The sequence below is a fragment of the Amycolatopsis sp. M39 genome (genome assembly GCF_001651785.1).
Classification (GTDB): Bacteria; Actinomycetota; Actinomycetes; order Mycobacteriales; family Pseudonocardiaceae; genus Amycolatopsis; species Amycolatopsis rubida.
The window spans coordinates 393305-407252 of the sequence record NZ_LWSF01000002.1; the positions used below are offsets into that span (position 1 = coordinate 393305).

Sequence of the window (13948 nt, forward strand, 5' to 3'; positions counted from 1 at the left end):
CGTGGAACGGGTAACGATCACCGGCGGCGCGGGTTTCCTGGAGCTGAACACCGGAGGACGGGCGGAGCTGCCGCAGTCGCTGCGCATCGCGCTCGCGACCGGTCAGGTGCGCCTCCCGCTGGCGGAAACCCTCCGCGCACTGCTGGCGTTGCTCGTCGACGGCCAGTACCAGGTCAGCGGCCCGCAGCGGTTCGAGGGCCCCGACCTGGTCCCGGCGAGCGACTGGCCGGACGACGACGATGCCCGGGTCGGGTACTACCGCACGGCAATCCGCTCCGGACACCGGCCGGTGGCGGTGGTTTTGTCCGGTACGCGGCCGTTGCTGGTGGACGGGCACCACAAGATCAGCGCTTATCGGGCGGAGGGGGTCACGCCGTCGGTGGTGCTGATCAGCGGGTTGTGAGTGGTTGTCCCGGTTCTCACCGGCATAACCACTCACGACCCCCTCAGTACTCGCTCTCGTAAGCCGCCACCAGCTCCTCGTGCAGCGCCGTCGAATCCGGCAGCTCCGTCCCGTTGAGCGTGTGCACCCGGGTCACCTTCCGCACCGACGAGGTAAGAAAAACGCCGTCCCCCCGCAGCAGATCCTCCACTGAAAGCGGCTCCACCTTCACCGACCAGCCCGCCTTCTCCGCGCCGCGGAACAGCGCGTACTGCGTCGTTCCTGGCAGGATGCCAACAGTGGAGGGCGGGGTGTAGAGCGTCCGCTCCTTCGCCAGGACGACCGTCGACGTAGGCCCTTCGAGGACCGAATCGTCGGTAGCGGTGAAGATCACATCTTGGGCTCCGCGCCGGGCCGCCTCGCGCAGGGCGGCCATGTTCATCGCGTAGGAAACCGTTTTCGCGCCGAGCAAAAGCCACGGTGCGCGCTCGGCCAGTTCGGGGCCGAAACCGCGCTCCATGGTCACCGCCGAGACTCCTTCGGTGCGCGCCCGCAGCACCTTTTCGTCGACCTCCAGGCCCATCGCGAACGCCGTCGGCTTGCCTTCCGGATCACCGTCGACACCCCGCGTGTACACGAGTTTCAGCGCGATCTCCGGTCCGCCCTGCCACGCGTCGACGACCGCCTGCGCGGCTCGCGCGAAGCCGTCGAGGTCCGGGGCGGGCAGGTCCAGCATCGCCGCGGAACGGGCGAGCCGGTCGAGGTGCGGACGCATTTCCCGCGGCTTTTTCACCGCCACGAGGATCGTTTCGAACACCCCGTCTCCGCGCAGCAGGCCGAGGTCGTCCACCCGGAGGTGAGCGGCTTCGGGATCGGCCAGTGAACCGTCGAGGAAGGCGAGAACGCGCATCCCCACAAGGTACTCACCTACCCTTACAGGCATGCCGTACAGCTCGCCGCTGCTCGAAATCCCCCGCGCGGTCGCCGCGCCCGAGGGCCACCCGGAAGCCGGAGTTCCGTGGCACTGGGGCGATCCGTTCGCCGAGCAGCGCACCGCCGCCCGAGGAGTGGTCGTCATCGACCGCTCACACCGAGAAATCCTCGCTGTCACCGGCGGGGAACGCTTGCCCTGGCTGCATTTGGTGATCTCGCAACACGTCACCGAACTCGCCGCGAACACTGGTACCGAAGCGCTCGTCCTCGACAGCCAGGGCCACGTCGACACCCATTTCGTGCTCGCGCACACCGGCGAGACGGTGTACCTCGACAGCGACCCCGGCCCGCTCGTGACGAGCGCGTTGCCCAAGGGCGGCAAGCAAACCCTGCGCGAGTACCTCGAAGCGATGAAGTTCTGGTCCAAGGTCGAGATTCGCGACGCGACAGACGAGCTCGCCGTTCTTTCCGTGCTCGGCCCGGAGACCGACAGCGTGCTCGGCGTCGAACTCGGCGCCGAGCCGTATTCGGTGGCCGCGTTGCCCGAGGGCGGTTTCGCCCGGCGGATGCCGTGGCCGACGCGAGCGGGCGCGGATCTCGTGGTGCCGCGCGCTCAGCTCACTCAATGGTGGCAACGGCTCACCGACGCGGGCGCGCGCCCGGCGGGCTCGTGGACCTTCGACGCGCTGCGGGTGGAATCGCGGCATCCGCGGCTCGGCGTCGACACCGACGACCGGACGATCCCGCACGAGGTCGGCTGGATCGGTTCGGCCGCGCACGTCGCGAAGGGCTGCTATCGCGGCCAGGAAACTGTCTCGAAGGTGCACAACGTCGGCCGCCCACCGCGGTATCTCGCGCTGCTGCACCTCGACGGTTCGCCGGAGATCACGCCGGAGACCGGCGACCCGGTGAAGCTCGGCGAGCGCGTGGTCGGCCGGATCGGCACGGTCGCGCAGCACCACGAACTCGGGCCGATCGCGCTGGCGCTGGTCAAACGCTCGGTGCCGGGCGGGGCGGAACTGCTGGCAGGCGACGAGGACCGAGTGGTCCAGGCCACTGTCGATCCGGACTCGGTGCCGGGCGAGCACGCGGCGCCCGGACGGGAAGCGGCGCAGAGACTGCGGGGCTGAAGTGAACTCGACGGTAGCGTCGTCGCCGAATGTGGAGCAGGATGTGCCCGTGATCGAAGTGCGTCCCGGCGGGCGGCGGCGGATCGACCGCGTCCTCGGCCCGGGATATCTCACCGGATTAGGCGACTTGCCGCTCCCGGTGCTGCGCGAGCGGCGCGACGAGGCCGCGCAGGAAGAGACGGACCTGTCCTACCTGCGTCGGCTCCTGCACGCCCGCATCGACATCGTGCGCGCCGAACAGGAGCGCCGCTCGTCCGGCGGGGAAAGCAGCATTGTCGACCGGCTCGCGTCCATCCTCGCCGACAACGCGCTCGGCCCGGCCGCCGGTTGGGGCCGCCACCAGCAGCTCGAACCGTCCCGTGCGGGCGAGCACCGCAGGCACGCGGAGGCGCTGATCGGCGACACCGGGCTCACCGACGTCGGCTCGCTGTCGGACGACAAGCTCGCCGCCGCGCTGGACACGTACGCGGCCGAGGAAGCCTCCGTGTCCTCCTTTCGCCGCCAGGTCCAGGGCGTGATGGACACGCTGAACGCCGAGATCGCCGCGCGCTACAGCAGCGGGGCGGCCACTGTGGACCAGTTGCTGGACAGCGAACTGGGGCGCGTCGAGGAATGACCGGCCAGCCGATTCTCGTCGAGGTCGTCCGGAACGGATTCGTCGAGAGCGTCCACCACGGATGCCTCGTCGTCACCGCGCCGGATGGCTCCGTCCAGTTCGCCGCGGGCGACGTGACCAGCCCGTTCTTCCCCCGGTCGGCGAACAAGCCGCTGCAGGGCGTCGGGATGCTCCGCGCCGGGCTCGGCTACGAGGGCCCGGACCTGGCGCTGGGCTGCGCCTCGCATTCCGGCGAAACCGGACATGTCGAACGCGTCGCCGCGATGCTGTCCGGCGCGGGGCTCGACCCGGCAGTGCTGGCCTGCCCGGCCGAGCTGCCGATCGGCGAGGACGCCCGGTGCGCGGCCGGCGAGCCACGGAAGATCACCATGAACTGCTCGGGCAAGCACGCCGCGATGCTCGCCACCTGCGTCGCGAACGGCTGGCCCACCGAGGGCTACCAGCTGCTGGACCATCCGTTGCAGGTCCAGCTCGCGAAGACCGTCGAGGAGCTGACCGGCGAATCCATCGCCGCAGTCGGGGTCGACGGTTGCAGCGCGCCGCTGTTCGCCTTCTCGCCGACCGGTCTGGCGCGGTCGTTCGGCCGGCTCGCGCAGGCCGAACCGGGCACCGAGGAACGCCGGGTGGCCGACGCGATGCGCGAGCACCCGTGGCTGGTCGCGGGCACCGGCCGGGAAGACACCCGGCTGATGCGGAGCGTGCCGGGGCTGCTCTCGAAGAGCGGCGCGGAGGGCGTCCTGGCGTTCACGCTGGGCGACGGCACCGCGTGCGCGATCAAGATCGCGGACGGCAACAAGCGGGCCTTGGCGCCGCTGGCCATGGCAGTGCTCGCTCGCCTGGGCATCGAGACCCCGGAAGAGCTGTCCGACCTGGCTCACCCCCCGGTGCTCGGCGGCGGCGAACCCCAAGGCGAACTGCGGGTCAGTTGGAGTGTTCCTTAGCCGCGAGGTCGCCCCAGAACTCGCGCAGCTGCGAAAACAGCTCGGCCAGCTCCTCGACGTTCCCGGTGCGCAGCGCGTCGAGAATGTCGTGGACCTCCTCCGCGGTGGAGTCGGCGTTGAGCAGCGAGTCGGCGAACAGCTGCACGAGACCGCCGTAGTCCAGTTCGACGACCGAGTCCGGGTCGAAGCTCTCCAGCCACTGCCGGGTCTGCGAGAGCACCCGGCCGGGACCGGAGTCGCCGAAGGTCGTCTCGATCAGCTCGCCCGCCTCGGAGGCCCGTCGCAGCGCGGCCGACATCGGCGTGCGCCAGGACGCCTCCCGCGCCGGGTCGGCCGGGCCGCTGCCGAGCACGAGCTTGCGTTCGTCCGGATCGACCAGCGAGAACCAGGGCAGCGGGACAGTCCAGGTGGTGGTGAGGGTGTGCGCGGCGGTGGCGGTGAGGTCGGTCATCGCGGCCTTGGTCTGCGCACGGGCCTTGTCCGCGGTGACGCCGCTCGCGTCGAGGACCGCGATTCGCAACGCGGGTTCGGCGTCGGCGAGGAAGGTGCTCAGCGCCGCGGCGGAGCGGGCGCGCAGTTCGAGCGGGCACGCGAACGGGCCCTCGGCGGAGTGGCCGGCGGGGACGTCGGCCGGGTCGAGCACGAGCACGTCGGTGCCGAGGCTCGGCGACGGCCGTCCGTCGCGCAGCTGCGCGGGCAGCAGCCGCACCGGCGCGGCCGCCTGTGACTTGAGCCACATCCGCTGTTCCCGTTCGCCGATCCCGACCCGGCTGAGCCCGCCCGCGGAAACGGCCTCGACCAGCTGTTGCGCAGGTGGATCGCCCAGCGCGCGCAGAGGTTCGTACACCCGCAGATAGGCCACGAAGGGTCGGAGCACCCGAGCATCGTGGCACGCCGACCAGGGCCGATCGGCATCGACGTGCCGGTAACCGGCGTCCGGCGAACACTGTCGCGACGAGCACACCGTGCCACGTCGCATCCAACCCCCGGGACACGGTACGGTGTCAGCAGGAAAGAACTGTCGAGACGATGCGGGGCCGCCGATTCCCCCGGCCGCCCCGCCCCTGTGCGAGGGGGTCGAGCCATGGGGCGCGGCCGGGCTAAGGCCAAGCAGACGAAGGTGGCGCGCGAGCTCAAATACAGCTCCCACGAAACCGACTTCGATGCTTTGCAGCGCGAGCTGTCGAGTAGTTCCTCGGACAACCACGAGGACGACAAGCGGTATGAGGACCCGTACGACGACGGGTACGACGAGTACCGCCGTTGACGCAGGCACACGACACGCGAGGGCGGCATCGGACTTAGGTCCGAGACGCCCTCGTGCGTTGTGTGCTGCCCGTTTTCTTGCTGCTGTCGGTGAGGTGACGAAGGAGTTGGACGGGTGAGCGACATCGCACGAGTAGGTGTGGTCGGGGCCGGGCTGATGGGCTCCGGCATCGCCGAGGTGCACGCCAGGTCCGGATTGGACGTGCTGGTCACCGAGGTGAACCAGCCCGCCCTCGACGCGGGCAAGGCGCGCATCGAGAAGTCGCTGCAGCGCGGCGTCCGCAACGGCAAGCTGGCCGCCGAGGACGCCGAGGCGGCACTCGGGCGGCTGCGCTTCACCACCGACATCGCCGAGTTCGCCGACCGCGATCTCGTCGTCGAGGCCATCCTGGAACAGGAGCAGGCCAAGATCGACGTGTTCCGGGCACTGGACAAGATCGTCGAGCGCGAGGACGCGGTGTTCGCGTCCAACACGTCGTCGATCCCGATCATGAAGCTCGGCATGGCCACCGGCCGTCCGCAGCAGGTCGTCGGCATCCACTTCTTCAACCCGGTGCCGGTGCTGCCGCTGGTCGAGCTGGTCCCGTCGCTGCTGACCAGCGAGGACACCGCCCGCCGGGCCGAGGAGCACGCCACCGGCGCGCTGGGCAAGACGGTGATCCGGTCGCAGGACCGGGCCGGGTTCATCGTGAACTCGCTGCTGGTGCCGTATTTGCTGTCGGCGATCCGGATGATCGAATCGGGCTTCGCCTCGGCCGAGGACATCGACCGCGGCATGGAGCTGGGCACGGCGCACCCGATGGGTCCGCTGCGGCTGTCCGACCTGATCGGCCTCGACACCATCAAGGCCATCGCGGACTCGATGTACGCGGAGTTCAAAGAGCCGCTGTACTCGTCGCCGCCGCTGCTGCTGCGCATGGTCGACGCCGGGCTGCTCGGCAAGAAGACCGGCCGCGGGTTCTACTCGTACTCCTGACTTTAGTTGCGGGCCTGATCCACTTTCCCCCGCTGTGCGCGGCCGGGCGGATCGCTTGACTGTGCGGCATGACTTCGACGTTCGTCTTCGCCGCCGGTGCCAACGGCGTGTCCGCTGCCCCGCCGGAACTCGTGCTGCGTGGGTATCGCGGAGTAGGCGTTCCGCAGCCGGAGCAGCAGTTTCGGCTGTCGTATCAGGCTCCGCAGGATCTCGGGGCGTTCGCCACCGAGCCGTCCGCGCTGGCCGGCGTGACCGTGGCCGGCCAGGTCGCGACCACTGTGGACGTCGTCGGGCGGGCCGCGGAGCTGGGTCCGGTCGTGCTGGTCGGGTCGAGCATCGGCGGCGCGCTGGTCACGCTCGTCGCCGAAGAGGTCCCGGAACTGGTGTCGGCGCTGGTCTACGACGCCGCGTTCTGCTGTGTCGAGCTGCCGACGCCGGAGGACTACCTGGCCACCCCAGAGGCCGCGACGTCGCGGGTCGGGGCGATGCTCGGGTTCATCGCGGCCGATCCGGCGGTGATCGGGGCGATGCGCTTCAACTGGCGGTCCTCCTCGGCGGAGGCGTTGACGGCAGCGAGGGCGGCGCTCTGCGCGGACGCGACCGATGGCGAGTTCTACGCCCTGCTCAACGCGATGGCTCCGGACGACATCATCGGCCGCGGCGCCACCGACTCGCGCGGCACGCCGGAGCGGTGGGGTCGCGTTCCGCGGTTCTACGTCCGGCATCTCCAGGACCACCTGGTGCCGCTCGCGCTGCAGGACCGGATGATCGCCGAGGCTGACGCGCGCACGCCCGGCAACAAGTTCGAGGTGCACGACATCGACACCTCGCACTTCCCGAACGCGGCCGGGATGGCTCAGTTCGTCGAGGTGCTCGACAAAGTCGGCCAGTCGCTCAGCTGAACGCCGCTCGTCGTGCGGCCCGGCGCAGCACCGTCAGGATCGCCGGGCCCAGCACGAGGATCGCGACCAGGTTCGTGAGCGCGCGACCGGTGTCCCAGCCCAACGTCGACGTCAGCACGGTGAAGACCAGGAACCGGTGCAGGTTCTCGCCGAGCGGGCCGCCCGGGACGAAGTCCAGTGCGGTGTGGTTCGCCAGGAACGGCCAGGTGAACAGGCTCATCGCGAGGCCGTAGAAGTACGCGGCGACCACTCCGTAGAGCGCCAGCATCGCGATCTCCCACCGGCCCTTCACCCGGCGCGGCAGCAGCCCGGCACCCAGCCCGACCAGCGACGACGCCAGCATCTGGAACGGCAGCCAGGGCCCGACGCCGCCGGTGAGCAGCGCGGACGCGAACAGCGACGTCGAGCCGAGGACGAAGCCAAAGCCCGGCCCGAAGACCCGCCCGGCCAGCACGAGCAGGAAGAACACCAGCTCGATCCCGCCGGTGCCCGCGCCGAGCGGACGCAGCGCGGCGTTCACCGCGGACAGCACGCCGAGCAGCGCGAGGGCCTTCGCGTCGAGTCCGCCGCTGGACAGTTCGGCCAGCACGATCAAGATCAGCACCGGCAGTGTCACGAGGAAAACGAACGGCGCGTCGGTCACGTGCGCGGAGGTGCCCACGGTGCTGCGGGCGAGCAGCGGCCAGCAGAACATCGCGAGCCCGATCACGACGGCCGCCGTCAGCACCAGCGCCGTGCGGTGCCGGATGCGGACGGCTGGGCCCAGGAAATCGGTCACGCCAGCGCCTTCGCCACCGCGTCCACAGTCAGCCACGGCTCCGGTGCGAGGATCTTCGCCACCTGCGGCGCGAAGGCGGGCGAGGCCACCACGACGTCCGCAGTCGGGCCGTCTGCGACCACCTCGCCCTCGGCGAGGACCACGACGCGGTGCGCGGCGGAGGCGACGAACTCGACATCGTGGGTGGCCAGCAGCACCGCGTGCCCGTCGGCGGCCAGGTCGGCGAGGATGGTCGCGAAGTGCCGTTTCGCCGGGTAGTCCAGGCCGCGGGTTGGTTCGTCCAGCAGCACGACCGGCGGGGCGGCGGCGAGTTGCACGGCGAGAACCAAGGCGAGTCGCTGGCCTTCGGAGAGGTCTCTCGGGTTGGTGTGGTCTTTGATGCCCGGCACGAGGCGGTCGAGCAGCTTCCGGGCAGTGCCCGCGTCGACGCCGGATTCACCGTCGGCCTGTCGGCATTCCGCCCCGACCGAATCGAGATACAGCAGGTCGGACGGGGTCTGCGGGACCAGTCCGACGCGCGTGCGGGCGGCCCGTGACCGGAGCGTCTTCGGGTCCGCGCCGAGGACGTCGACCGTGCCGTCCGAGCGAGGTCCGCTGCCCTGCAACGCCCACAGCAGGGAGGATTTGCCGGAGCCGTTCCGGCCCATCAGCGCGACGACCTCGCCGCGGTCCAGCCGCAGGTCAACGCCCCTTACCGCGTTCACGCCGCCGTACCGGACCCGCACCCCCTTCGCCTTGAGGACTGCTTCGCCAGAGCTTTTCACGGTCTCGGCAGGGCGGCGCTCGGCCAGGCGTTCCCGGAGCGGACGGGCGAGCCGGCGCGCGTCGCGGACCGACAGCGGTAGCGGCGACCAGCCCGCGAGTCGGCCCAGCTCCACGATCGGCGGGGCGACATCGGTCTCGGCGAAAACCTCCGCTGGCTGGCCGGACACGACGGTGCCGCCGCCGGGCAGGTAGAGCAGGCGGTCGGCGTACTGCGCGACGCGTTCCATCCGGTGCTCGGCGACGACGACCGTCGTGCCAAGGTCGTGCACCAGGCGCGTGATCGCGGCCAGTACCTCCTCGGCCGCGGTCGGGTCGAGCGCTGACGTCGGTTCGTCCAGCACCAGCACGCTCGGGTGCGCCGTGAGCACCGCGCCGATCGCGACGCGTTGCTGCTGCCCGCCGGATAGCGTCCGAAGTGGACGGTCGCGAAGTTCGGCGATGCCCAGCAGATCAAGGGTTTCCTCGACGCGTTTGCGCATCACGTCCGGCGCGACGGCGAGCTGCTCCATCGCGTACGCCAGTTCTTCCTCGACGGTGTCGGTGACGAATCCGGCCAGCGGATCCTGCCCGACCACGCCGACGACCGACGCCAGTTCACGCGGCGGATGCGTCGCGGTGTCGAGCCCGTCGACCTTGACGCGCCCGGTCAGGGTGCCGCCGCTGAAATGCGGGACGAGACCGTTGATCGCACCGAGCAAGGTCGACTTGCCGACTCCGGTGCGTCCGGCGACGAGGCAGAGTTCGCCCTCCTCGATCGTGAGGTCGACATCCCGGAGCACCGGCTGGTCAGCCCCGTCGTAGGTGACGCTGACGTGTGAAAACTCGATCATCGGGCGACCTCCGACACCAGCGCCGGACGCGGCGCGAACCAAGCGGGCAGCACGCTGATCAGCACCGCGACGGCCGGCAGCAACGGCAGCTCCGGCCAGGTCAGCGGGCTGGCCGGGGTGGTGAGCGAAACCGGGTCGGCGAGCAGCACGAGCACCGCGGTCGCGACGCCGCACAGCGCGACCAGCGTTTCCGGCAGCCGCCACGGGTCAGGCCGGTAGGTCGTGCGGCGGATCTGCCGCCCGCCCAGCACGAATCCGGCGGCGGCCAGCACCAGACCGGCGACGAGCATCGGCACGCCGAGCCACGACGCGGACCCGTCGAGCACTCCGTAAACCCCCACCGCGACGCCGACCAAACCGGCCAGCACGCAGGTCGCGATCAGCATCCGGACGCGCGGAGAGAGGTAGTTGCGCCGCCCGTAGCCTCGGGAATCCATGGCCGCGGCGAGTTGCAGCGACCGGTCCATAGCGTCGGCGAGCACCGGCACGAAAATCCCCTTCACGAACCGCAGGCCGCGCGTCTTCCCGGAGCGCAGTCGACGCGCGCGACGCACCCGCTGCACGCTCTCGACCAACTGCGGGGCCACGGACAGCGCGACAGTGACTGCCGTCCCCACCTCATAGAGCGCCCCGGGCACAGCCTTGAGCAGGCGTTTCGGGTTCGCCAGCGCGTTCGCGGCACCGACGCAGAGCACGATCGTGGCCAGCCGGAGCCCGTCGTACAGCCCGCCGAGCAGTTCCTCGGCCGAGGTGGGGCCGAGGAGCTGGATGCCGGCCGCGACGCTCGGGAGCGGGATGGCCGGCAGCGTGAACAGGATGTGGCCGCCGTCCTCGCCGCCGATCAGGATCCGGAACAGCACGCGCGACAGCAGGATCACCGCGGCGATCCAGGCATACATCCGGAACGCCAGCGCCCACGGCGCGTCGCCGCGGCGGAGCACCACGACGAACCCGGCCACCGCGATCACCAAAGCGAGCAGAACCGGGTTCGTGGTCCGGCTCGCGGCGACGGCGAGCGCGAGCGCCCACACCCACCACGCGCCGGGATGGAGCGCTCGCGGACTACTCCGCAGCACGCCTGCGGCGCACCGCGACGACCGTCCCGGCCACCACGAGCAGCACGACGACCACGATGCCGATCACCAGGCCCCACGGGAACCCGCTGTCCGAAGTGGACGCCGGGGCCGCGGCGGGCGCGTTGGCCTTGCGCACCGGCTCGGTGCGCGGCGGCGGATACTCGGTGTAGGACTTGCCGATCGCGAACGACCAGCCCTCGAACGCTCCGGCAGGCGGCTTCCAGCTCTGCGCGCCGACCTGCGCCGACTCCCATTTGCCGCCGTTGGTGGCGGTCCAGAAGCTCCACGACGCCTGCTCCGGCGGCATCCCGGTGCAGGTCTGGTCGGCGGGCTTGCTCTCGATCTTGCACATCACGGCCAGGCCGTATTTGCCCGCGCCGGTGAGTTCGAAGCCAGCGTTTTGCAGCGCGGTGACGCCGTTTTCCTGCTTGCCGGGCGCGCACCGGATGAGGGTTTCGCCGCCAAGCCCCTGGAAGTCGACGATCACCGTGACGCCGTTGTCGTCCTGGCAGTAGCCGTCGGCGCCCTTGCCGGGCGTGGTCGCGGAGGCGGAGGACGCCCCGCCCAAACCGGTAGCGACGAGAAGAGCACAGCCGACGAGGACTCGCCCCCAGTGCCGCGCGTGCACGAACCGCATGTCAGATGTACCTCGCATCGATCGGACCACGACGGGCGATCCGGCTCGCGGTCCCTCCCGGGGCCGCTCACGGTTGCGGGCCAGCGCCGGATTCTCACCGGCTTCCCCCGTTCGTGGCGAAGAACTTGTCGACGTTAACGCACCGCAGGCCCCGCCGGAAGCGACCGCGGACACACCTACACTTCCGAGCGTGGGACAGGACCAGCTACGCGTCGGCCTCGTAGGAACCGGACCGTGGGCCACCACGGTGCACGCTCCCGGGCTCGCGGATCATCCAGGGACCGTGCTCAGTGCTGTGTGGAGCCGTCGGCCAGAAGCCGCCGCCGCGCTCGCGCAGGCCTACGACGCCGTGCCCACCAGCGATCTGGACGAGCTGTTCGAGCAGGTCGACGCGCTCGCGTTCGCCGTGCCGCCGACGGTGCAGGCCGACCTGGCGACCCGCGCCGCGGAGGCGGGAAAACACCTGATCCTGGAGAAACCGATCGCCGCCGACCTGGCCACGGCGGAGCGGCTCGCCGACGCCGTGACGTCGGCTGGCGTCGCTTCGCTGGTGATGCTGACGCTGCGGTTCGCTCAGCAGACGCGCGATTGGCTGGACGGCGTCACCGCCGCTGGCGGTTGGCGAGGCGGCAGCGTGCGGTGGCTGTCCGGCGCGCTGCTCGCCGGCAAGTACGCGACCTCGGCCTGGCGACAGGATCCGGCCGCCGGCGCGCTCGCCGACATCGGCCCGCACGCGTTCGACCTGCTCGACGCCGCACTCGGCCCGATCACCGGCGTCCTTGCCGCACACCGCGGCCCTGAGGACCTGTGGCAACTGCTGCTCGAACACGAGGGCGGCATCACGAGCACCGCGACGCTCAGCCTGCGCCTGCCGGTTCAGCCGACGGTGGTCGAGTATTCGGTCTTCGGCGAGCACGGCTTGCGCACGCTGGGCCGCACCGGCACGGCGAACGACGCGTACACCGCACTGCTGGACGATTTCGCCGCGATGGTGTCGTGCGGAACGACCACACATCCCTGCGACGTCCGCCGAGGCGTGCACCTGGCCCGGATCGTGGACCAAGCACGCGCCGCGCTGAGCCGTTAATTCGGTTGCCCGGTCTGAGACGATGAGCGGGAAGTTCGTTTCGGACGAAGGAATGCCTATGTGCTCCGCCACGGCCCACCCCGGCCGCCTGGCCTGAGCTGTTCGGCCTGCGCGCCCGGCGTGGGGTTGCCAGTTTTGTGCTGCCCGCGCATTCCTTCTTCTCGAAAGGCCTCCACCAGAGATGTCCGCCCTTCAGGCATACGTCCGCGCGACCGCACCGATCGGCCGCGACGCCGAGCGAATCGGCCCGTTCCTGGCGACCTTCGCCAAGGACAGCTCGCATCCGATGGAGAACTACGCCATCCCCGACGACGGCGCGAAGCCCTCGTCCGCCGAGATCGCTCTCCTGATTTCCGCTTACCGGCAACGAGACCTCCGGCCCCGGCTGGAGTTCTTCACCGAAGCCGCTCCGGACGTCGAGGCAGCTCTCGTCGCCGCAGGGTTCACGCTGGAACGGCGAGTGCCGGTGATGACCTGCAGCGTCGAAGACCTCGTCGATTGTGATGCGCCAGAACACATTCAGCTGCGTGAACCGTCGTCCGACGATGAATTCCGTCGCCTGCGGTCCGTGCAGAACGTCGCTTTCGGCGAGTCGCCCGAGGTGTCGGACGCCGATGTCGAACGCAACCGCGACTACCTGACGGTCCTAGCCGAACGCGGCGAAACCATTGTGGGCGGCGGAATCGCACTGGACATCGTGTCCGGCGCGACGGAAATCGTCGGCATCGCCGTGGCCGTCGAACACCGCGGCCAAGGCATCGCGGCGGCGATCACCGCGCACCTCACGCGCCTCGCCCACGAACGCGGTGCGGAAACGGCGTTCCTCACGCCAGGCGATGTGGGAATCGGGACGGTGTATCGCCGTGCTGGGTACCGCGTTGCCGGTGAGTGTGTGCACTTGTCGCTGAGCTAGTCGTCGTACCAGTCGCCGCAACGCACTGTCGTTGCGGCGACCGCTACGGCTACCCAGTTGTCGACCACTCGACCGGCACCTCCCGCACCCCACGTATCACGCCGTAGGCCGGGCATCTGCTTGAAGCCGCATGTCCGGCAATGCCGCAACCAGTTCCTGCGACATGACACGCAACTCGGGTCGGGCATCCGAGATGAGCCGGATTCGTCCGCCCGCGCTCCGGCCGGAAGACGCCGCCGTCGTTGAAATGTCGTTCATCACGATTGGCACTTCCCCAGGCGAGCAAAACCCGATCCCCGGCGTCGAGCGGCACTCCGCCCAGTGTGGTCGACTGGGTGACGGCTCGGCCGGTTGCCGCCACCGCCGGTTCGTGCCGGACTGCTTCCTCGATGAACTCGTCCAGCGCTTTGGGGCTGTCGCGGACCCGGTCCCTCAGGTCAGGGTTCTCGGCGAGCAGCAGCGCCATCGTGGCTGCGGCGTCGGTGGTGGTCAACTGCCCGGCGGCGACCATCAGTGACGCGAAGCGCAGCACCTGTCGCTCGCCAAAACCGGCGTGGATCACGTCTGACAGCATGTCGTCTCGCGGCATGCCAGCGCGTTCGCGGATATGGCCGAGAAGGAGTTGCGTATTCCCGGCCGCGTGCCTCGGCTTCCTGCTGGCTTTCGGCGCTAACAAGTCTCTTGGCCTGGTCCGCCAGCAACCCCCTCCCGTCTTC

Annotated in this window: 16 protein-coding genes and 1 riboswitch; of the genes, 9 read left to right on the forward strand and 7 right to left on the reverse strand. The window is 70.2% G+C overall.

The features are described 5' to 3' along the window. Nucleotide 1 precedes the first annotated feature (1 nt). Nucleotides 2-403: a hypothetical protein gene (locus A4R44_RS06590; protein ID WP_067577302.1), complete on the forward strand. Its 402-nt coding sequence runs from the start codon at nucleotides 2-4 to the stop codon at nucleotides 401-403. A gap of 43 nt (nucleotides 404-446) precedes the next feature. Here A4R44_RS06590 and A4R44_RS06595 read toward each other — a convergent pair whose 3' ends face one another. Further along, entirely contained in the window at nucleotides 447-1292 is an 846-nt protein-coding gene (locus A4R44_RS06595) for an aminodeoxychorismate lyase (RefSeq protein WP_067577304.1), read from the reverse strand. Between the two features lie 31 nt (nucleotides 1293-1323). On the opposite strand from A4R44_RS06595, the gene A4R44_RS06600 reads away from it, so the two are divergent. Genes A4R44_RS06600 through A4R44_RS06610 form a run of 3 tightly spaced genes read left to right on the forward strand, consistent with a single transcriptional unit; the run spans nucleotide 1324 to nucleotide 4002 of the window. Then, complete coding sequence (locus tag A4R44_RS06600) at nucleotides 1324-2445, forward strand: folate-binding protein YgfZ (RefSeq protein WP_067577306.1); 1122 nt, start codon at nucleotides 1324-1326, stop codon at nucleotides 2443-2445. Between the two features lie 49 nt (nucleotides 2446-2494). Beyond that, entirely contained in the window at nucleotides 2495-3061 is a 567-nt protein-coding gene (locus A4R44_RS06605; RefSeq protein WP_067578081.1) for an aerial mycelium formation protein, read from the forward strand. Then, nucleotides 3058-4002: an asparaginase gene (locus A4R44_RS06610; RefSeq protein WP_067577308.1), complete on the forward strand. Its 945-nt coding sequence runs from the start codon at nucleotides 3058-3060 to the stop codon at nucleotides 4000-4002. The genes A4R44_RS06605 and A4R44_RS06610 overlap by 4 nt, the downstream gene beginning before the upstream one ends. Here A4R44_RS06610 and A4R44_RS06615 read toward each other — a convergent pair. Beyond that, nucleotides 3983-4879, reverse strand: coding sequence for a hypothetical protein (locus A4R44_RS06615; RefSeq protein ID WP_067577310.1), 897 nt, complete (start codon nucleotides 4877-4879; stop codon nucleotides 3983-3985). The two genes, A4R44_RS06610 and A4R44_RS06615, sit on opposite strands and share 20 nt — an antisense overlap. Before the next feature lie 207 nt (nucleotides 4880-5086). Between A4R44_RS06615 and A4R44_RS06620 the strand changes: the two genes are divergently transcribed. The 3 genes from A4R44_RS06620 to A4R44_RS06630 all read left to right on the forward strand — a co-directional run bounded on the left by A4R44_RS06620 (nucleotide 5087) and on the right by A4R44_RS06630 (nucleotide 7146). Continuing rightward, nucleotides 5087-5269, forward strand: a complete 183-nt coding sequence (locus A4R44_RS06620; protein WP_037716129.1) for a DUF3073 domain-containing protein — start codon at nucleotides 5087-5089, stop codon at nucleotides 5267-5269. Between the two features lie 114 nt (nucleotides 5270-5383). Continuing rightward, nucleotides 5384-6244 (forward strand): 3-hydroxybutyryl-CoA dehydrogenase, encoded by an 861-nt coding sequence (locus A4R44_RS06625; protein WP_095213214.1) that lies wholly within the window; start codon nucleotides 5384-5386, stop codon nucleotides 6242-6244. A 68-nt stretch (nucleotides 6245-6312) separates the two neighbouring features. Further along, nucleotides 6313-7146 carry an alpha/beta fold hydrolase gene (locus A4R44_RS06630; RefSeq protein WP_067577312.1) on the forward strand — a complete coding sequence of 278 codons (834 nt, stop codon included), beginning with the start codon at nucleotides 6313-6315 and terminating at the stop codon, nucleotides 7144-7146. On the opposite strand, the gene A4R44_RS06635 is transcribed toward A4R44_RS06630, so the two are convergent. Genes A4R44_RS06635 through A4R44_RS06650 form a run of 4 tightly spaced genes read right to left on the reverse strand, consistent with a single transcriptional unit; the run spans nucleotide 7139 to nucleotide 11232 of the window. After that, nucleotides 7139-7924, reverse strand: coding sequence for an ECF transporter S component (locus A4R44_RS06635; protein WP_067577314.1), 786 nt, complete (start codon nucleotides 7922-7924; stop codon nucleotides 7139-7141). The two genes, A4R44_RS06630 and A4R44_RS06635, sit on opposite strands and share 8 nt — an antisense overlap. Beyond that, a complete protein-coding gene (locus tag A4R44_RS06640; protein WP_067577316.1) occupies nucleotides 7921-9519 on the reverse strand; it encodes an ABC transporter ATP-binding protein in 1599 nt (532 codons plus the stop codon). The genes A4R44_RS06635 and A4R44_RS06640 overlap by 4 nt, the downstream gene beginning before the upstream one ends. Then, on the reverse strand, nucleotides 9516-10595 hold the full coding sequence (locus tag A4R44_RS06645; protein ID WP_093572442.1) for a CbiQ family ECF transporter T component: 1080 nt from the start codon (nucleotides 10593-10595) through the stop codon (nucleotides 9516-9518). Before A4R44_RS06645 ends, A4R44_RS06640 begins: the two co-directional genes overlap by 4 nt. Continuing rightward, the gene (locus A4R44_RS06650; protein WP_067577320.1) at nucleotides 10582-11232 is read right to left on the reverse strand and encodes a hypothetical protein; all 651 of its coding nucleotides are present in this window, start codon (nucleotides 11230-11232) and stop codon (nucleotides 10582-10584) included. Before A4R44_RS06650 ends, A4R44_RS06645 begins: the two co-directional genes overlap by 14 nt. A gap of 12 nt (nucleotides 11233-11244) precedes the next feature. Beyond that, a riboswitch (cobalamin riboswitch) is annotated at nucleotides 11245-11375 on the reverse strand. A gap of 47 nt (nucleotides 11376-11422) precedes the next feature. On the opposite strand from A4R44_RS06650, the gene A4R44_RS06655 reads away from it, so the two are divergent. After that, the gene (locus A4R44_RS06655; RefSeq protein WP_067577321.1) at nucleotides 11423-12319 is read left to right on the forward strand and encodes a Gfo/Idh/MocA family protein; all 897 of its coding nucleotides are present in this window, start codon (nucleotides 11423-11425) and stop codon (nucleotides 12317-12319) included. A 181-nt stretch (nucleotides 12320-12500) separates the two neighbouring features. After that, complete coding sequence (locus A4R44_RS06660) at nucleotides 12501-13232, forward strand: GNAT family N-acetyltransferase (protein ID WP_067577323.1); 732 nt, start codon at nucleotides 12501-12503, stop codon at nucleotides 13230-13232. 49 nt (nucleotides 13233-13281) lie between these two features. Here A4R44_RS06660 and A4R44_RS06665 read toward each other — a convergent pair whose 3' ends face one another. Next, nucleotides 13282-13794, reverse strand: a complete 513-nt coding sequence (locus A4R44_RS06665) for a cytochrome P450 (RefSeq protein ID WP_157904829.1) — start codon at nucleotides 13792-13794, stop codon at nucleotides 13282-13284. Nucleotides 13795-13948: the final 154 nt, after the last annotated feature.